Raw genomic sequence first — 17310 nt, 5'->3', positions numbered from 1 at the left:
CGGCCTACCATGGGATCATGAGCGACAAGTATCTTAAAAGCACCTACGACCTTGAAACGCCTGAGGATACTCAGGACCACTATCAGAAATGGGCGGCCACCTACGAAGACGAGATCGCGGCGCAGGGCTATGCCACACCGGGCCGTGTCGCCAAGGCGCTATGGGCGCAAATGCCGCAAGCTCAAACGCCTGTTCTGGACTATGGCTGCGGCACCGGGCTGTCCGGACGGGCCCTGCATGCCGCTGGGTTCGAGGTGATTGACGGGATGGACCCGACACCCAATATGTTGAAGGTCGCAGCGGCCAAAGGGGTGTACCGCACCCTGTCGGGATTTGACATTGCCGATCCCAATCCGCTGACTCAGGATGCGTATGCGGCGATCACCGCGATCGGGGTGATCGGTATTGGCGCGGCCCCGCCAGAAACCTTTGATCTGTTGATGAAGGCGCTGCCAAAGGGAGGTCTTCTTGCGTTTTCCCTCAACGATCATACGCTTGCAGAGCATAGTTATACTTGTCGTCTGACAGACTGGGTCGATATGGGGGCCGCGCGTCTGCTGTTTCGTGAACATGGTCCGCATCTGCCCGGACTGGACCTCGAGTCCGACGTATATGTCCTAGAAAAGTCGTGACGTTTACCACACGGTTTGCCCCGTCTCCAACCGGGCCGCTGCACCTGGGGCATGCGTTTTCGGCGCTTGTTGCCTATGACATGGCTCAAACGGAAGGCGGTGTGTTTCTGCTGCGGATCGAGGATATCGACCAATCCCGGTCTCGGGCGCATTGGGAATCTCAAATCTACGAGGACCTGACATGGCTTGGTTTGAAATGGCCTGAACCGGTTCTGCGCCAGTCGGAACGCCAGAGTGTCTACGATCAGGCGCTTGATGAGCTGTGGGCGCGTGGGCTGCTCTATCCGTGCACCTGCAACCGCAAGGACATAGCCGCTGCGGCCAGCGCGCCCCAGGAAGGCGTGCCCATGCTTGGGCCTGACGGGATCGTCTACCCCGGAACCTGCCGTATTCGCTGGGAAAACGAGGACCTGAGCCAGCATGTTCGCCCAAGAGACCTGCCGTTGAGGTTGAACATGGCCAAAGCGGCCCACTTGGTTTTTGACCACACCCAATCAACCGGATGCTTCGAAGAGCTGGGCTCCGGCCCCGGCGCTGAGACAGGCCGCATCGCGTTTACGCCGGATGAGTTATGCACCACCATTGGCGATGTTGTGTTGTCGCGCCGCGATATGGGCACCAGCTATCACTTGTCCGTGGTTCTGGACGATGCCGCGCAAGGGATCACCCACGTGGTGCGCGGCGCAGACCTGTTCGAGGCGACGCGCATTCACGTGGTTCTGCAAAACGTGCTGGATCTTCCGACACCGGCATATTTTCATCACCGCCTGATCCGGGACGAAGCGGGCAAACGCCTTGCAAAGCGCGATGACGCCCGGGCGATTGCAAAGTTCCGGGCCGAGGGCGCCACAGCTCAGGATATTCGCAGGATGGTCGGTCTCTGATACGCGCAACTCAGTGCATGGGTGCCATCAGTTCGACTTCTTCCCCATCCCGAACGGCGGTGTAAAAGCAGGATCTGCGGTTCGTGTGACAGGCCGGCCCGGTTTGACGAACCAGAACCAACAGGCAATCCCTGTCGCAATCGACGCGAAAATCGACCAGTTCCTGAACATGGCCCGAAGTTTCGCCCTTGACCCAGAACGCCTGGCGCGAGCGCGACCAGTAGGTCACCCGACCTGTTTCCAGCGTACGCTGCACAGCCTGTGCATTCATCCACGCCATCATCAGGACCTCGCCGGTCTCTTCATCCTGGGCAATGGTCGGGACCAATCCGGCCTCATTGAATTTCAGGGTCGACGGGTCAAACACGACGGGGTCAGACATGACAAAAACCTTTTGCATCCCGGGGGCTGGCCACTATGTATGGGGAACACGCAACGAGGGAAAGCCATGTCCGGCGAGAACGACCTGATAAAGCTCTATTCCGGCCGAATTCTGGAACTGGCAGCCGACATTCCGCATCTGGACCGGCTGAGCAATCCCGATGCCACGGTGAAAAAACGCTCGCCCCTGTGTGGCTCGACCGTGACGGTGGACGTGAAAGTTCACGATGGGCGCGTGTCGGATTTTGGTCAGGATGTCAAAGCCTGTGCATTGGGCCAGGCTTCGGCCTCGGTCGTGGGCTCTGCGGTGATCGGAGCGACACGGGCGCAGGTTGAAACCGCGCGTGATCAACTGGCTGCCATGCTCAAAAAGGATGGCCCTGCCCCGGATGCACCGTTTGACGGACTCGAAGTTCTGATGCCGGCACGGGACTACAAGAACCGCCACGCATCCATCCTGTTGGCGCTGGACGCCACCACCGAAGCGATGGAACAGGCCGAACAGGCCAATTGCGCGTGACCGTGGCGTTTTAGCGCAAACCCGTCTAACCTCAGGCAAAATTCGGGGAAGGATGGGTATGAATAATCTGCTCGAACATTTTGTGACGCTGTGGGTTGTGATCGACCCGATTGGCACAATCCCCGTTTTCATCGCGGTCACCGCAGGCCTTGAGGCCTCGGCCCGGCGAAAGACGGCCCTGCTGGCTTCGCTGATCAGCGCCGGGGTTCTGGTGTTCTTTCTCGTGTTCGGCCAGCTTTTGATCGAGGCCCTGGATATCGGCCTGAACTCGTTTCAGGTGGCCGGCGGTATCATTCTGTTCCTGTTCGCCCTGACGATGATCTTTGGCGAAAGCAAACAAGAGATGGAGCAGCGCCAGGCCGAAGACGACAAGGAAGACAAGATTCACAAACATAACCCGGCGATCTTTCCGCTCGCGGTTCCATCCCTGGCCTCGCCCGGTGCGATGCTGGCCGTCGTGATCCTGACCGACAACCACCGTTACAGCGCTGTGGATCAGGGGATCACGGCCCTGGTCATGCTATCCGTGCTTGTGTTTGCGTTCATCCTGATGTTGCTGGCTGAGCCGATCATCCGTCTGATCGGCCATTCCGGCGCGGCGATCATCAGCCGGGTGATGGGCATGATCCTTGCCTCGGTTGCGGTCAACTCGGTGCTGTCCGCGATGCTGGAAATCATCAAAACCGGGCAACTCTAACAAAAAAGCCGCCGCTCCTTCCGGGCAGAAAGGGCGGCGGCAGGTAATGCGTTTCTCGTGTGGGGTCCGGATATCCGCGCGGGGCCGAGGCATGGCCCCTCAAGGGGTTTGGGACAGGCAGGTCACCCTTGACCGTAATGGGGATGACAAGCGCGGGTCAGTCGGCACGAGAGCGCAGGCAGAAAGGCCTAAAATCCAACCGGAAGATGAAGGGCAACCATCAGCATGACGGCCAGAGACGCCACACCTGCCGCATCCTGCAAAATCGTGGATTGCGAACGGGAAAAGACGGTTTTGATCTGGGCCAGCATGAGTTCCACTCCGGTCAGGTTTAATCCTTTGTTGACCTTTTGTTCTCATATTTCCCCGAGTCGGTAAAGAACTTTTTGAGAACATTTGTGAACTAATTGGCGACTTTTTGGTTAACCCACTGAAATCAAACGGATTGCCTGATCCTGTTTCATCAGCCAGAGTAGAACACGCGCTGCCTGCCCCCGATCCGAGGTCAGTTTCGGGTCTGCAGTCAGCAATGCCCGCGCATCGGATTGGGCCACAGCCATCAGACCGGCCTGCCGTTCCAGATCCGCAATGCGGAACTTTGGCAAACCCGATTGCGCGGTGCCAATCAGATCGCCCGCCCCCCGCATCTCGAGGTCGGTTTCAGATATACGAAACCCGTCCTCGGTTTCCCGCAGAACTTCCAGCCGTTTGCGTCCCCCCTCGCTCAATGGCGGCTGGTACATCAGCAGGCAGGTTGAGTCGGCATCTCCCCGCCCCACTCGCCCACGCAACTGGTGTAGCTGGGCGAGGCCGAAAATCTCGGCGCGTTCAATAACCATGATCGAGGCGTTGGGAACGTCCACGCCGACTTCGATGACGGTGGTCGCGACCAAAACCTTGGTTTGACCGGTCTGAAAAGCGGCCATGGCCGCGTCTTTGTCTGCAGGCGGCATCTGGCCGTGCACAAGGCCAACGATATCGTCCCCAAGTATCGCGCGCAGGCGCTTGAAACGCTCCTCGGCGGCGGTCAGGTCGGACACCTCGGATTCGTCCACCAAGGGGCAGACCCAGTAACATTGCCGACCCTCGTCGATCGCGCCCCTGAGATGGGCGACGACCTCGTCCATGCGTTGCGTGCTGACGATGGCGGTTTTGATCGGCTTGCGTCCGGGCGGTTTTTCATCCAGCACCGACACATCCATGTCCCCATACTGTGCCAGCGCCAGACTGCGCGGGATCGGTGTGGCGGTCATCACCAGAACGTCCGCGCCCTGTCCCTTTTCCGACAACTCCATCCGTTGGCGCACGCCAAACCGGTGCTGTTCGTCGACAATGGCGAGGCGCAAGTTCTGAAACGCGACATCGCTTTGAAACACCGCATGCGTGCCGACCAAAATCTGAATGTCGCCCTGTTTCAACGCAGCCAGTTTGGCCCGCCGTTCCGTGCCCTTGTCGCGTCCGGTGAGGATCTCGAGAACCACACCAGCCTCTTCTGCCAGCGGTCGCAACCCTTCCAGATGTTGCCGTGCCAGAATTTCGGTTGGGGCCATCATGACGCCCTGCCCGCCCGCTTCGACCGCAACCAGCAATGCCATGAACGCAACAAGCGTCTTGCCTGCGCCGACATCGCCCTGAAGCAAACGATTCATGCGCAGGTCCGACGCCATATCTGCCGAAATCTCCTCGATCGCCCGGGTTTGCGCTCCGGTCGGGCGATACGGCAGGTTTCCCAGCACTTTGGATTGTAAGGTACCAGTTCCGATGCTGACGATACCGCGCGATTTACGTTCCCTTTGGCGGGCCAAAGCGAGCGTCAGTTGGTGGGCCAGAAACTCGTCATAGGCCAGACGCGTGCGCGCCGGGGCATGCGGGGCCACATCATCAGCCCCTTTCGGACTATGCGCAGCATGGACAGCCGCGGCCCAGTTCGGCCAGCTCTGCTGAGCAACCTGCGCCGGATCGATCCATTCCGCCAGTTCCGGTGCCCGCGCCAGCGCGCTTCGCGCCGCTTTGAAAGCCGCCTTTTGCGTCAGCCCCTGCGTCAGATGATACACCGGTTCAAAGTCCGGGATCTCGCGGGCCTCCTCAACCGGCAGCATGTGATCGGGGTGCACCATCTGCGCCATCCCGTCGAACAACTCCAGTTTGCCCGAGATCACCCGGCGCGATCCCGGTGGCAGCACCTTTTTCAGGTAGTCCCCGCGCGCGTGGAAAAAGACCAGTTGGAAATCCGCCTGACGGTCTTCGACATGTACGCGGTACGCCCCACCCTTGTTGCGCGGTGGGGTGTGGGCACCGACGGTGACCTCGACGGTCAGCGTCGTTGGCAGATCCGCCCCCCGAATCGTGTCACGCCGACGCCGGTCGACAACCGCATATGGCAGGCCGAACAGAACGTCGCGCGGGCTTTCGATCCCGGTTTGGGCCAGCACCTGCGCTGTCTTTGGGCCGACCCCATCCAGGGTTTCGAGACTGGCAAACAGCGGGAAAAGCTGTTCCGGCCGCCCGCTCATGTGCCTTCGATCAGCTGCAGCCAGCCATCCTCATCCAGGGTTTCGACGCCCAGGTCCGCCGCCTTTTTGGCCTTTGATCCCGCGCCCGGCCCGGCCACAAGCAAATCGGTTTTCTTGCTGACCGACCCGGATACCTTGGCGCCCAGAGCTTCGGCCCGCGCCTTGGCCTCGGCGCGGGTCATTTTTTCCAGCGTGCCCGTGAAAACAATGGTCTTTCCAGCGACCGGGCTGTCTGACGCATCCGGTCTTTTCGCCTCCTGGACCTGCAACTGGTCGATCAGCGCGTCGATGCTTGCCCGTTCGGCAGATTGAGCAAAGGCCGACACCAGCGCGCGCGCCATGACCTCTCCGACCCCGTCAATGCCCAGCAAATCCTCCCATTCCGGACCCTGGAACGCACAGGCCGTTGTGATGGCCCGCTCAAACTCGTCCCAGGTGCCATAGTGGGTTGCGATTAGGTTGGAGGCGGCCTCGCCCATATGCCGAATTCCCAGGGCGAACAGCAATCGCCCGAACGGGATTGACCGCTTTTCCTCAATCGCGGCCCAAAGGTTGCCCGCGCTCTGTGCGCCCCAGCCCTTTCGGTTGGCCAGTTTGTTCAGATTGCCCGCGTCGCGATCCTGAAGCGTAAAGATATCAACCGGCGTTTTGATGGGCAGATCGGGGTCGTCGTAAAACATCTCGATCTGTTTTGCGCCCAACCCTTCGATGTCAAAGGCCTTGCGGGACACAAAGTGTTTCAGTTTCTCGACCGCCTGGGCGGGGCAGATCAAGCCGCCCGTGCACCGGCGCACCGCGTCACCCTCTTCGCGGATCGCATCGCTGTCACATTCAGGACATCGGGTTGGAAACACATATGGCGTGGCGTCGTCAGGGCGTTTCGACAGGTCAACATCTGCAATTTTTGGAATCACATCGCCGGCCCGATACACCTGAACCCAGTCGCCGACGCGAATGTCCTTGCCGTCGCGAATGGACCCGCCCTTTGCGTCGCGCCCGACAATGTAATCCTCGTTGTGCAGGGTGGCGTTTGACACCACCACGCCCCCCACGGTCACCGGGTGCAGGCGGGCAACAGGGCTGAGCGCACCAGTGCGACCCACCTGTATGTCGATCCCCTCCAGCCGGGTCCAGGCCAGCTCGGCCGGGAATTTATGCGCAATCGCCCAGCGTGGAGTGGTCGAGCGGAACCCCAGCCGCGACTGCAATGCCAGATCATTCACTTTGTAGACAACGCCATCGATGTCGTACCCAAGGGTCGCACGCTGTGCCTCGATATCCCGGTAGTGGGCAAGCATGTCCTGTATAGTGTCACAGACCCTGGTCAGGTTATTTGTCGAGAACCCAAACCCGGCGAGGCGCTCAAGCGCGCTCATCTGCGTGTCGGCCAGAGGTTCGGAGAGCTCCCCCCAGGCATATGCAAAAAAACGCAGCGGGCGTGATTTGGTGATGCTGGCATCCAGCTGGCGCAAGGACCCCGCAGCGGCGTTCCGGGGATTGGCAAACGGCTTGCCGCCGGTCTCTGCCTGACGCGCGTTCAACGTATCGAAATCGGCATGCGACATGTAGACCTCGCCCCGAACCTCCAGAATGTCCGGGGCGTTGGTGATCTGTTTTGGAATGTCCGAAACGGTGAGTGCATTGGCGGTCACGTTTTCACCGACTTCCCCATCGCCCCGCGTCGCGGCCTGTATCAGGTGCCCCTGCTCGTACCGCAGAGAGAGGGACAGGCCGTCAATCTTGGGCTCTGCCGTAAACGCCAGAGGTTCATCTGTAGCCAGCCCAAGGTATTTTCGGATGGATCGGTCGAAATCCGCCACATCCTCATCATCGAACGCGTTGCCCAGCGACATCATGCGCACCGCATGGGTCACTTTTGCAAACCCGTCTGCGGCTCGGGCACCCACCTGGTCGGATGGGCTGTCAGCGCGTTTGAGATGCGGAAACCGCGCCTCGATACCTGCATTTCGGCGCTTCAGCGCGTCGTAGTCCGCGTCCGAAATCTCGGGTGCGTCTTCGGCGTGATACAGCCTGTTGGCGCGCTGCAACAGGTCAGACAGGCGTGCCAGTTCCTGCCGCGCCTGGTCTTCTGTCAGGTCTTGTATTGAATCGGTTTCGCCCATGGCCTCGCCCAATCACGTCGTCTGGACTTTCAGTGATAGGGCGAGGTCATGGTCAGGTCCAGTCGTGCTGAGCCGTGAGTGAGTGTGCTGCCCTGGACCAACGGCAGCAAGTTTGCGTCAGGCGCCGACAGCCATTCTGGTTTCGTCGACTGAATTTGTCTGAGGATCGCGTAATACATAGCCCCGGCCCCAGACGGTTTCGATGTAATTGTCGCCACCGGTTGCATTGCTGAGCTTTTTACGGAGTTTGCAGATAAACACGTCGATAATTTTCAATTCCGGTTCGTCCATACCGCCATAGAGATGGTTCAGGAACATCTCTTTGGTCAGCGTTGTGCCTTTTCTCAGGCTCAGCAGTTCCAGCATCTGGTATTCCTTGCCGGTCAGGTGCACGGTTTGTCCATCGACCTCAACCGTTTTGGCATCGAGATTCACCGCGACCCGGCCGGTATGGATAATGGACTGAGAATGCCCTTTCGAGCGCCGGATAATGGCGTGAATGCGGGCAACCAGTTCTTCCCGGTGGAACGGCTTGGTCAAATAATCATCCGCGCCGAAGCCGAACCCTTTGATTTTGCTTTCTGTGTCGTCCGCGCCGGACAGGATCAAAATCGGTGTCTCAACGCGTGCAATGCGCAACTGACGCAGAACCTCGTGCCCATTCATATCCGGCAGGTTCAGGTCCAATAAAATCAGATCGTAGTCATAGAGTTTTGCGAGATCGATTCCTTCTTCGCCAAGATCCGTTGCGTAAACATTGAGATTCGCATGCGTCAGCATCAATTCGATGCTTTTAGACGTGGTCGGATCATCCTCGACAAGAAGTATTCGCATTTCACTGCTCCAATTCGGGTCAACTATTCCATTCTGAAATGACCCTGACCAAGAATGGTTAATCTGACGTTACCATTGATTCATTTATTCGCTTTCTACTTTTGGTTGTCTATATTTTTTTAGTGCCGTCACTTTCAATGCGTCCACGCCGTATTCGGCAACCGCCGCGACCCAGGTGTTGAATTCCTCATCGCTGATGCCATAGCGTTTTTTTGCGTCCGACAATGTGATCAGCCCATACAGCACGCCGCGTACGACAACCGCCTTTCGGGACGCGACCCACCGTCGGGTGTCTGCCGGTGGAAGATCGGCGCGGGACAAAACCGTTCCGTCCGGCAAGGTAACGGACCTGGGGCCCTCGACTTTGTGCAAATACATCTTTCTACCCTTTTCCTGCTGCGACAAAGCTGTCATCAGCCTACTTAATTCCCGGTGAAACCGCCTCTTGAGAGTGCTTAGAATTTTCCTATATTCTGCCGGTCTTCTTTAACCCGCACTGGAATCACGAATGGCCCTCGATGCCGAGACACCGCTGAACTCGCTTGGCTTTGCTAAACCTCCCTCGGAAACGCGGGTGGTTGTGGCCATGTCCGGGGGGGTCGACAGTTCCGTGGTCGCGGCGCATCTTGCCGATCAGGGCTATGATGTCGTGGGTGTCACTCTGCAGCTCTATGACCATGGCGCAGCGCTGGCCAAGAAAGGGGCTTGTTGCGCAGGGATCGATATTCATGACGCGCGCCGCGTGGCCGAGGAACGCGGGTTTCCTCATTACGTTCTGGACTACGAGAACATCTTTAAGGATGCAGTGATCGACGAGTTTGCCGACAGCTATCTGGCGGGCGCGACACCGGTGCCCTGCATTCGTTGCAATGAGCGTGTGAAATTCAAGGACCTGTTGGAAACGGCCAAGGACCTCGAAGCCGATTGCATGGCCACCGGTCATTATATCCAGCGCAAGATCGGTACTCATGGTCCCGAGTTGCACAGCGCCGAGGATGCCAATCGGGATCAGTCGTACTTTCTTTTCTCGACGACGCCCGAGCAGTTGTCGTTTTTGCGTTTCCCGCTGGGACATCTGCCGTCAAAAGACGCAACGCGCGAGATGGCGGCGCAGTACGGCCTGTCTGTGGCGGACAAGCCGGACAGTCAGGACATCTGCTTTGTGCCCAACGGCAACTATGCCAGCGTGATCGAGAAACTGCGTCCGGGCGCGGCGGAACCGGGTGAGATTGTTCATGCTGACGGGCGCGTTCTGGCACAGCACGATGGCGTGATCCACTACACGATCGGTCAGCGGCGCGGTCTGGGCATCGGCGGGCTGAGCGAGCCGCTCTATGTGGTCAAGCTGGATGTCGACAAGAAACAGGTCGTCGTCGGGCCCAAGGAGATGCTGGCCACCCGGACCATTCCCGTGCGCGAGATCAACTGGCTGGGGGATGACCCCTTCACCTCGCAATCCGAATGGCACCTGTCGGTGAAAGTCCGCTCGACCCGCCCCCCGCGCGAAGCGATTGTTCGGCCCCTGTCGGACACCACGGCAGAGGTCGAGTTGCTGACGCCCGAGGAAGGGATTTCACCCGGTCAGGCCTGCGTGTTTTATGAAAGCACCGGCAGTCGCATTTTCGGCGGCGGCTGGATCTGGCGCGGTTACTAAACCGCGTCGGTCCAGGAATTGCTGAGAATGTATAGCCCGGCACAGATCATCACATAGGGCACCAACCGTTCCAGCCTGTGCGCCAGCGCCCCGGTCATGAACGGCGCTCTGGATCCCAGCAACGCCACGAACGCCAGCCCGAGCGCGGCGGCCCCGGCCCCGATCAGCCCGGCCATCCGGAACCCGGGGGCCGAGTCGGCCAGCAGCGGCGCAAGAACCGCGAATGTGTCCATCGACAGGCTGACAAACAGCATCGAGATCACGATGGCCGACGCACCGGTTTCAATCCTGGGCTCGGTGTCCACTGCGGTTCCGCGAAGCTGTTTGATCACCCCGAATAGCCCGAGGGACAGAGGGATCAGCCCCAGATACCCGGCCCAGTTGGGAATGACATCGTCAACACCCATGGCGACGAAGTAGGCGGCGGCGATGATCAGGATCTGCGCCAGAAGAAAGCCGAGAACCGACCGTCTTGGGCCTGATACAAGCATCAGGGCCAGCAACGCGGCCAGATTGTCCAGGTTTGTCAAAACCTGCGCCATGAAGGCGGATAACGCAAAGACCGCATAGTCCAGCATCAGTGCTGCATCCGCGCCAGAACCGCCTTGGCGGCCCGCAGGCCCGGAGCCTCCCCACCCCGCCCCAGACGCTCCATTGTCAGGTCCATCGCCTGACGTTGCGCATCCGGGTCGTTTGCCACCTGTTTCAGGGCAGAGGCGATCTTGTCGGGCTGGCAGTCATCCAAAAGGCATTCCGGAACCGCCCGGGTTTCGGACACCAGATTGACCAGCGTCACGGTGTCCAGCTTGACCAGCCGCTCAGCCATTTTCTGGGTCAGCCAATTCAGCTTGTAGGCAATCACCATCGGTGTGCTCTGCGCCGCAAGTTCCAAGGACACGGTTCCCGACGCTGCAAGAGCCAGATCAGCGGCACCAAACGCGGCCCGTTTGTACGCGTTGGCCTGAACCTCCCCGATATGGCGTGGGTCCAAGACCAGCGGGTCACCGGGCCATCCCGGCACGATGGTGTTGATCAGATCGGTCACCGCACCAACGGTGGGAACAACGACACGGACCTCGGGCCGCTCTGCGCAAAACCGGTGCAGCGCTTGGCCAAAACACTCCGACAGACGCTCAATTTCACCGCGGCGCGACCCCGGCAAGGCCAGCAGGATCGGCGCGTCCCCCAGATCGAACATTGTCCGAAACGTCGCGATTTCCTGCGGTGTTGCGACGGGTTCGCTGGCAACCGGATGGCCCACGAAATCACACTCCATCCCGGCGCGTTCCATATAGGGGGGCTCAAACGGCAGCAACGCGAGAACGTGATCGATGACCTTGGCCATCTTATCCGCGCGCCCCGGCCGCCAGGCCCAAACACTGGGGGCGACATAGTGGACGGTGCGAATATCGCTGCCGGCTTTGACCAGTTTGGCAACTCGCAGAGAGAAATCCGGGCTGTCGATGGTGATCAGCACATCCGGTTTGGTGTCGAGGACGGCCTGCGCCGTTTCGGCAATCCGACGTTTGAGATGAAAGAACTTGGGCAATACCTCGACAAGGCCCATGACGCTGAGTTCCGACATCGGAAATCGGCTGACCAGCCCCTGCGCCTGCATCGAAGCGCCGCCAACGCCGTCAAACTCGATCCCCGGAACAAGGGTTTTGAGCCCGTCCATCAGCGCGCCGCCCAGCCGATCCCCCGAGGGTTCCCCGGCGACCAGAAACACGCGCATCAGACGGCCCGCTCGCGCACGTAAAGGAACAGGCCAAGACGGTTGCAGTCCGCGACAACACGGTCGCGCTGCAGAACAATCACGCCATCTTTCTCGATGATTATCCCGGATAATCCGGCGGCCACCGCACCCGTCACCGTGTCGGGTCCAATGGCGGGCAAATCTGCGCGTCGGTCCTGATCGGGTTTTGGCCCTTTAAACAGAATGCCGCCGCCCGCATCGGGGCGCTGCGTGAGCGACTGCAGCATCCACGCGGTCCCAAAGATACCTTCGATGGCCACCGCCTGCCCTTTGGATACGGCGCAGGCCTGGCCAATATCCGCGGCCCCCATCGCGCGCAGAATTCCCACGGCCCGGTCCGCATCCGACAGGTCACTTTGCGATGGCTGCGCTTCGGTCAGACATCCCAATGGCGGCAGCAGACCCGGCGCGATCTCATGCGCAGCCCGCACCTGCAAACCCGCCTCTTCGAAAATCTGGATCACGGCGCGCAGAGCGCCATCATCCCCGGCCTGGATCGCCTTTTGCAGAACCGGGACCAGCGGCAGTGTTGCTGCGTCAATGCGGCTCGGATCAATCGGGGGGCGCTGTATAGCACCCGCCATGCAGATTTCGGTGATGCCGCGCGCGCGAAGATCGGCGACGAAGCTGCCCAGCTGTTCAATTGGAAACACCAGATCCGCTGTCAGGTCATCAGGAAGGAACCCTTCCATTGCACAGATCACCGGGCGCTCGGACAATTCGGTCGCCAATTGGGTCGGCAGTGCGCCGGTTCCTGCGATCAGCGCCAGCATGGTTTACTTCCCCGGTGTCAGGAATGAACGATCACTGTGCCCGGTCACAAAATCAACGATCCGCTGCACGTATTCGCTGTTATTGGATTGACCGACTCTTTCCGCCCGATCCATGAAGGTACCGTCGCCGTCGGACAATTCACGGAAGGCTGCGCGCAGCGCCGAGATATCCTCGCGCGGAACACCCTTGCGTTTCAGGCCGACCAGGTTCAGCCCGTCCAACTCTCCGCGCGGAGCTTGAACGAGGCCATATGGGATCACGTCATTCGGCACCATGGTCAAGGCACCAATGATCGCGCCGCGGCCCACCCGAACAAATTGATGCAGTCCGGAAATACCGCCAATGATGGCGTCGTCTTCGATGATGCAATGCCCGGCCGCGCCAGCGTGGTTGACCATGATCACACGGTCGCCAATCTGAACATCATGCGCCACATGCACCCCGGCCATCAACAAGCAGTCATCACCGATCCGGGTCACGCCGCCGCCGCCATCCGTGCCGGTATTGACGGTCACATGCTCGCGGATGCGATTGCGTTTGCCGATCTCCAGCCGGGTGTTTTCACCGCCAAACTTGAGATCCTGAGGAATCTCACCGATGACCGAGAAATTGAAGATGACGGTGTCCTCGCCAACCGACGTATCCCCGGTCACGACAACATGCGATTTCAGTTCAACCCGGTCCCTCAGCTTGACCTGCGCGCCAATGTAGCAGAACGGCCCTATTGCACAGTCATTGCCGATCTGCGCACCGTCTTCGATGATTGCGCTGGGGTGAATACCGCTCATGTCGTCTTTTCCATCTCCCAGTCGACATAGGCCGAAAACTCGGCTTCGGCGGCCACCTCACCCTCTACGGTCGCACGGCCTCCGAACTTGAAGAGCTTGCCGCCCTTCTTGCCGCGCAGGGTCTCAACATGCATTTCGAGCACATCGCCCGGCACCACCTTGCGGCGGAACTTGCACTTGTCGATGCTCATGAAGTAAATCAGCAGCTCTGTGTCGACGACATCCATGCCAACCCCCAGCATTACACCAGCGGTTTGTGCCATCGCCTCGACAATCGTGACGCCCGGCATGATCGGCGTGCCCGGAAAATGCCCCTGAAAATGCGGCTCGTTCATGGTAACATTCTTGATGCCGACAGCCGATTGGTAACCCGAGATATCGACCACCTTGTCGACCAGCAGGAACGGATAGCGGTGCGGCAATATCCGCTGGATCAGCTGAATGTCGGCGCTTTTTGTATCCGTCGTCATAGTGTCGATGTCCCGTTTTGGATTTCTCATTTTCAGCGTGGTTAGCAACACCGGAACCCGAGGGCAAGCGAAGCTATTCGCCTCGTCCGTCCTGTAACCCGCTGCCATCGCCAATCGCCGCATTGATCCGCGTGATCGCAAGGTCGGTCACGTCCGATGTGTCCGAGCTCAGAAAGACACTCGATCGTTCCAGAATCATCGAGGCGCCTGTTTCCCGCAGCAGATCAATCAGGACCGGGCGCGCCAGTTCGTAGAACGTCTGCCGAGCCTCTTCGCTGCGCCGGGCCAGGGCATCAAGCTTGGCCCGTTGACCTTCGCGATGGGACTGCACCTTTCTGTCAAAGGCTTCGGCCAGCGGGCGAAACTGGTCCGGTTCAAGATCGGCGCGCTTTTCGGTGATGTCTTTTTCTTCTTTGCTGAGTTCAGCGACGATACGCTCGTTTTCCTCAGCCAGCAGAGCGCTTTCACTTTCGATTTCACTCAGGACCCGCTGACCAAAATCAGAGCCGGTAAACAGCCGTTCGCTGGATATCGTTATGACACCTGACTGCGTCACGCCGAGTTGTTGCGCCAGCGCCGGCGATGCGACGATCATGCAAAACAAAAAACACAGGGCCCGGATCGGGCCCTGTCTTCTCGACCGTGAAACACTCAGCATCGTTGGTCAGAACCGCGCCTGAATGGTCAGGTCAAAGTTCTGCTCTTTGTCGAAGTCTTCCTTTTTCAAAGCCTTCGAGAAGTTGAAGCGCAAAGGACCAAAAGGTGTTTCCCACAGCACTGAAAGCCCGACAACGTGACGGATCGATCCATTTGCGCCGACGATGTCCGCACCGGCCGTGTTCACATTATCGATATTGTACAGGTTGCCCACGTCATAGAACAAACCACCCCGCAGTCCCAGTTCCTCGGGCAGGCCCAGCGGGAAGTCGGTTTCAAACCGGGCGACCCAGTAATAGTTGCCGCCGATTGCGTCATCCTGACCGTTGGACAAATCGCGCGGACCAAGGCCGGCGGGCTCAAACCCGCGGAAGGTGTTCGGCCCCAGAACGAAGCGATCCAAGGTTCGGCTGAAATCATTGCCGCTCCAATGCAACGCGCCGAGTTCCAGAGTAGCCCGCAAAATAACCTCTTCATTCCAAACACGAGTTTGTGCAATACCGCGTGCGGTTGTCTTGAAAAATTCGTTGTCGCCACCCAGGCCAGCGGCATCCACCCCGACTTCAAACAACACACCGGCATTAGGATTCAGGCCACCCAAACGGCTGTCATAAATGTAAGACAAACCCAATGTACTGCTGACCCGTTCGCCTTGCGCGATTTCCGAAGCGATAACGGCGCCGTTCACTTCGTTGTCCTGTTGTTTCATCTCGCTGCGGTTCCAGCCGTACCGCAGTCGGACTGACGACAATTCGCCAATTGCGTAGGTTAACTGAGGATTGAAGAAGATGCTCTCGGTGTCATAGCTCGCAAAGCTTGAGTTCGTGTTTGCCAAGCCAAGTCCAAGATCAAATCTCAACTTTCGTCCCAGCAGATAGGGTTCAGTGAAATTGATCGTGTACTGCTCGGAGTCCTGAGATGTGTTCAGTGTAACACCTAGATTCTGTCCGCGTCCAAGGAAGTTGGACTCGTTCAAACCAATTGCGATCCCAAAACCATCGGATACCGAGTAGCTACCGCCAAGACTCAGGGAGCCCGTTGGCTGTTCTTCGACATCCACATCCAGAATAACCTGACTGGGTGAAGATCCTTCTCGGGGTTCAACGTCTGCAGTAGCAAAAAATCCAAGAGCGTTGATGCGTTCAGCGGCCTGACGGATTTCGCGCGGGTTGAACGGGTCCCCCTCCACAGTATCGAACTGGCGGCGGATCACGCGATCAAGCGTGGTTGTGTTGCCCTCAATGTCGATACGTTCCACGAAAATTCGTGGACCTTTTGTCAGAACAAACTCAATATCCAGCGTCAAATTGCGGGGATTTCGGGTCACGCGGGGCTCTACCCGCAGGAAGTCCACACCCTGTTTCAAACCCAGCCGTTCCTGACGGGCGATGGAGTTTTCAATCAATGTGGGAGAGTATGTGACGCCCGGTTTGATCTTGAGCGCTTGCTGGTAGGGTGCGGCATCCACACCCGGGATCTCGCTGACGGTGGTGATATTGCCAAAAGAATATTTTTGCCCTTCCGTGACATTCATCACCAGAAAGAAGGCATCCCGTTCGCGGGTGAATTCCACATTTGCACTGTTGACGCGGAAATCGATGTATCCGCGGGACAGGTAGAAATCGCGAATGACCTGTTTGTCGAATTCAATCCGGTCTCCGATAAATGTATCGTTGCGAAAGAATGTGCGCAGAAACGTGGCCTGCTTGGTCTCCAGGACGCGACGCAGGCGCCGGTCGGAATACGCCCGGTTGCCGACGAAACTGACCCGCTCAACCTCGATGGTTGTGCCTTCGGCCACTTCGAAGACCAGATCGACACGGTTCTCGCTGCGGCGGATAATGCGCGGGATTACGGTGGCCGACACGCGGCCCTGTGCCGAATACACTTCGGCGATCAGATCTGCGTCCGCTTCGGCCACCTGCGGTGTGAAGACGCGCCGGGGCTGGGACTGGATCACTTCGATCAGTACATCATCTTTGACGCGGCGATTGCCTTCGATGCTGATCTGATTGATCGTCGGGTATTCCTGAACCTCGATAACCAGCGTGGTTCCACGCGGTGTGAGTTCGACTGTCTCAAAAACACCACTGTCAAGCAAACGCTGGTAGGCGTCATTCAATTGCCCGGCGGTAACGGTCTGTCCCGGCTCGATCCCCGTGCGCGCGATAATGGTTCCGGTTTCGATGCGCCGGTTGCCGTCGACCTCAAACGAATTGATGGTGAAGTTCTGCGCCTGTGCCGCATGTGGTAATGCCACTAAGCTCGCGGCAGCAAAAAGGAAAAGAAAAGTCAGCGTCCGCCACAAAATCTTGTTTGTCGACTTTTGCCCCCCGCAGGATGTGCCCGCGCCTCGCCGGTCAGTCATTTTGTTCTCTACCTAGAATTTAGAACTTTTATGCTGAGTAGCGGGAATGGATGGGCTTGTCAAAAGGCCAAAAGGCACACCCAATGAATGGGCTGCGCTTGGACCCTCAAAGTACAGATTTTAGAATCAGAAGCCGGCCAGATAGGCGCCAATGCCAAGTGCCAGGGCGGTGACGGCAAAGCTCAAAAGCACATCCCAGTTCAGCATCAGCAGGCAGCTGAAGCCACCGTATGATTTCTGAAGCGCTTTGGTCATGGTT

General features: G+C 58.8%; 19 protein-coding genes. 5 read left to right on the top strand and 14 right to left on the bottom strand.

Annotated elements, in window-relative coordinates; all coding sequences use genetic code 11:
* Positions 1-17: 17 nt before the first annotated feature.
* A complete protein-coding gene (locus ACR3E0_RS11075) occupies positions 18-632 on the top strand; it encodes a class I SAM-dependent DNA methyltransferase (RefSeq protein WP_480478825.1) in 615 nt (204 codons plus the stop codon).
* Positions 629-1516, top strand: a complete 888-nt coding sequence (gene gluQRS, locus ACR3E0_RS11070; protein ID WP_480478824.1) for a tRNA glutamyl-Q(34) synthetase GluQRS — start codon at positions 629-631, stop codon at positions 1514-1516. Before ACR3E0_RS11075 ends, gluQRS begins: the two co-directional genes overlap by 4 nt.
* 10 nt (positions 1517-1526) lie before the next feature.
* Here the strand turns inward: gluQRS and hisI are convergent, their stop codons facing one another.
* Entirely contained in the window at positions 1527-1916 is a 390-nt protein-coding gene (gene hisI, locus ACR3E0_RS11065) for a phosphoribosyl-AMP cyclohydrolase (RefSeq protein ID WP_480478823.1), read from the bottom strand.
* A 48-nt stretch (positions 1917-1964) separates the two neighbouring features.
* Here hisI and ACR3E0_RS11060 point away from each other — a divergent pair, with 48 nt between their 5' ends.
* Positions 1965-2417, top strand: coding sequence for an iron-sulfur cluster assembly scaffold protein (locus ACR3E0_RS11060; RefSeq protein ID WP_480478822.1), 453 nt, complete (start codon positions 1965-1967; stop codon positions 2415-2417).
* 58 nt (positions 2418-2475) lie between these two features.
* Positions 2476-3114 (top strand): MarC family protein, encoded by a 639-nt coding sequence (locus tag ACR3E0_RS11055; RefSeq protein ID WP_480478821.1) that lies wholly within the window; start codon positions 2476-2478, stop codon positions 3112-3114.
* A gap of 188 nt (positions 3115-3302) precedes the next feature.
* Here ACR3E0_RS11055 and ACR3E0_RS11050 read toward each other — a convergent pair whose 3' ends face one another.
* The 5 genes from ACR3E0_RS11050 to sciP all read right to left on the bottom strand — a co-directional run bounded on the left by ACR3E0_RS11050 (position 3303) and on the right by sciP (position 8962).
* The gene (locus ACR3E0_RS11050) at positions 3303-3425 is read right to left on the bottom strand and encodes a hypothetical protein (protein ID WP_480423755.1); all 123 of its coding nucleotides are present in this window, start codon (positions 3423-3425) and stop codon (positions 3303-3305) included.
* Between the two features lie 111 nt (positions 3426-3536).
* A complete protein-coding gene (gene recG / locus ACR3E0_RS11045) occupies positions 3537-5627 on the bottom strand; it encodes an ATP-dependent DNA helicase RecG (protein ID WP_480478820.1) in 2091 nt (696 codons plus the stop codon).
* Positions 5624-7750: an NAD-dependent DNA ligase LigA gene (gene ligA, locus ACR3E0_RS11040; RefSeq protein ID WP_480478819.1), complete on the bottom strand. Its 2127-nt coding sequence runs from the start codon at positions 7748-7750 to the stop codon at positions 5624-5626. The genes recG and ligA overlap by 4 nt, the downstream gene beginning before the upstream one ends.
* A 117-nt stretch (positions 7751-7867) precedes the next feature.
* Positions 7868-8584, bottom strand: coding sequence for a response regulator transcription factor CtrA (gene ctrA, locus ACR3E0_RS11035; RefSeq protein ID WP_480478818.1), 717 nt, complete (start codon positions 8582-8584; stop codon positions 7868-7870).
* 84 nt (positions 8585-8668) lie between these two features.
* Positions 8669-8962 carry a CtrA inhibitor SciP gene (gene sciP / locus ACR3E0_RS11030; RefSeq protein ID WP_480478817.1) on the bottom strand — a complete coding sequence of 98 codons (294 nt, stop codon included), beginning with the start codon at positions 8960-8962 and terminating at the stop codon, positions 8669-8671.
* 130 nt (positions 8963-9092) lie between these two features.
* Between sciP and mnmA the strand changes: the two genes are divergently transcribed.
* Positions 9093-10238, top strand: coding sequence for a tRNA 2-thiouridine(34) synthase MnmA (gene mnmA / locus ACR3E0_RS11025; protein WP_480478816.1), 1146 nt, complete (start codon positions 9093-9095; stop codon positions 10236-10238).
* Here the strand turns inward: mnmA and ACR3E0_RS11020 are convergent.
* The 8 genes from ACR3E0_RS11020 to ACR3E0_RS10985 form a co-directional block, all read right to left on the bottom strand.
* Positions 10235-10816, bottom strand: coding sequence for a hypothetical protein (locus ACR3E0_RS11020; protein WP_480478815.1), 582 nt, complete (start codon positions 10814-10816; stop codon positions 10235-10237). The two genes, mnmA and ACR3E0_RS11020, sit on opposite strands and share 4 nt — an antisense overlap.
* Positions 10816-11973, bottom strand: a complete 1158-nt coding sequence (gene lpxB / locus ACR3E0_RS11015) for a lipid-A-disaccharide synthase (RefSeq protein WP_480478814.1) — start codon at positions 11971-11973, stop codon at positions 10816-10818. The genes ACR3E0_RS11020 and lpxB overlap by 1 nt, the downstream gene beginning before the upstream one ends.
* Positions 11973-12767 carry an LpxI family protein gene (locus tag ACR3E0_RS11010; RefSeq protein WP_480478813.1) on the bottom strand — a complete coding sequence of 265 codons (795 nt, stop codon included), beginning with the start codon at positions 12765-12767 and terminating at the stop codon, positions 11973-11975. Before ACR3E0_RS11010 ends, lpxB begins: the two co-directional genes overlap by 1 nt.
* Positions 12768-12770: 3 nt before the next feature.
* Positions 12771-13556, bottom strand: coding sequence for an acyl-ACP--UDP-N-acetylglucosamine O-acyltransferase (gene lpxA / locus ACR3E0_RS11005; protein ID WP_480478812.1), 786 nt, complete (start codon positions 13554-13556; stop codon positions 12771-12773).
* Positions 13553-14026, bottom strand: a complete 474-nt coding sequence (fabZ, locus tag ACR3E0_RS11000) for a 3-hydroxyacyl-ACP dehydratase FabZ (protein WP_480478811.1) — start codon at positions 14024-14026, stop codon at positions 13553-13555. Before fabZ ends, lpxA begins: the two co-directional genes overlap by 4 nt.
* A gap of 73 nt (positions 14027-14099) precedes the next feature.
* Entirely contained in the window at positions 14100-14621 is a 522-nt protein-coding gene (locus tag ACR3E0_RS10995; RefSeq protein ID WP_480478810.1) for an OmpH/Skp family outer membrane protein, read from the bottom strand.
* 69 nt (positions 14622-14690) lie between these two features.
* Positions 14691-17051, bottom strand: a complete 2361-nt coding sequence (bamA, locus tag ACR3E0_RS10990; protein WP_480478809.1) for an outer membrane protein assembly factor BamA — start codon at positions 17049-17051, stop codon at positions 14691-14693.
* Between the two features lie 126 nt (positions 17052-17177).
* Positions 17178-17306: a hypothetical protein gene (locus tag ACR3E0_RS10985; RefSeq protein ID WP_480478808.1), complete on the bottom strand. Its 129-nt coding sequence runs from the start codon at positions 17304-17306 to the stop codon at positions 17178-17180.
* Positions 17307-17310: the final 4 nt, after the last annotated feature.

The organism is Ruegeria sp. AJ12, from assembly GCF_056536245.1.
Note: the sequence above shows the minus strand (reverse complement) of the source record. Positions and strands in the feature narration are given on the sequence as shown.

Bases quoted from the DNA above. Each gene is read 5' to 3' on its own strand.
- ligA (WP_480478819.1), bottom strand. From the start codon at position 7,750: ATGGGCGAAACCGATTCAATACAAGACCTGACAGAAGACCAGGCGCGG.
- lpxA (WP_480478812.1), bottom strand. From the start codon at position 13,556: ATGAGCGGTATTCACCCCAGCGCAATCATCGAAGACGGTGCGCAGATC.
- ACR3E0_RS11055 (WP_480478821.1), top strand. From the start codon at position 2,476: ATGAATAATCTGCTCGAACATTTTGTGACGCTGTGGGTTGTGATCGAC.
- ACR3E0_RS10985 (WP_480478808.1), bottom strand. From the start codon at position 17,306: ATGACCAAAGCGCTTCAGAAATCATACGGTGGCTTCAGCTGCCTGCTG.
- ACR3E0_RS10995 (WP_480478810.1), bottom strand. From the start codon at position 14,621: ATGATCGTCGCATCGCCGGCGCTGGCGCAACAACTCGGCGTGACGCAG.
- hisI (WP_480478823.1), bottom strand. From the start codon at position 1,916: ATGCAAAAGGTTTTTGTCATGTCTGACCCCGTCGTGTTTGACCCGTCG.
- lpxB (WP_480478814.1), bottom strand. From the start codon at position 11,973: ATGCGCGTGTTTCTGGTCGCCGGGGAACCCTCGGGGGATCGGCTGGGC.
- mnmA (WP_480478816.1), top strand. From the start codon at position 9,093: ATGGCCCTCGATGCCGAGACACCGCTGAACTCGCTTGGCTTTGCTAAA.
- recG (WP_480478820.1), bottom strand. From the start codon at position 5,627: ATGAGCGGGCGGCCGGAACAGCTTTTCCCGCTGTTTGCCAGTCTCGAA.
- ACR3E0_RS11010 (WP_480478813.1), bottom strand. From the start codon at position 12,767: ATGCTGGCGCTGATCGCAGGAACCGGCGCACTGCCGACCCAATTGGCG.
- ACR3E0_RS11075 (WP_480478825.1), top strand. From the start codon at position 18: ATGAGCGACAAGTATCTTAAAAGCACCTACGACCTTGAAACGCCTGAG.
- ACR3E0_RS11020 (WP_480478815.1), bottom strand. From the start codon at position 10,816: ATGCTGGACTATGCGGTCTTTGCGTTATCCGCCTTCATGGCGCAGGTT.
- fabZ (WP_480478811.1), bottom strand. From the start codon at position 14,026: ATGACGACGGATACAAAAAGCGCCGACATTCAGCTGATCCAGCGGATA.
- ctrA (WP_480478818.1), bottom strand. From the start codon at position 8,584: ATGCGAATACTTCTTGTCGAGGATGATCCGACCACGTCTAAAAGCATC.
- bamA (WP_480478809.1), bottom strand. From the start codon at position 17,051: ATGACTGACCGGCGAGGCGCGGGCACATCCTGCGGGGGGCAAAAGTCG.
- ACR3E0_RS11050 (WP_480423755.1), bottom strand. From the start codon at position 3,425: ATGCTGGCCCAGATCAAAACCGTCTTTTCCCGTTCGCAATCCACGATT.
- ACR3E0_RS11060 (WP_480478822.1), top strand. From the start codon at position 1,965: ATGTCCGGCGAGAACGACCTGATAAAGCTCTATTCCGGCCGAATTCTG.
- sciP (WP_480478817.1), bottom strand. From the start codon at position 8,962: ATGTATTTGCACAAAGTCGAGGGCCCCAGGTCCGTTACCTTGCCGGAC.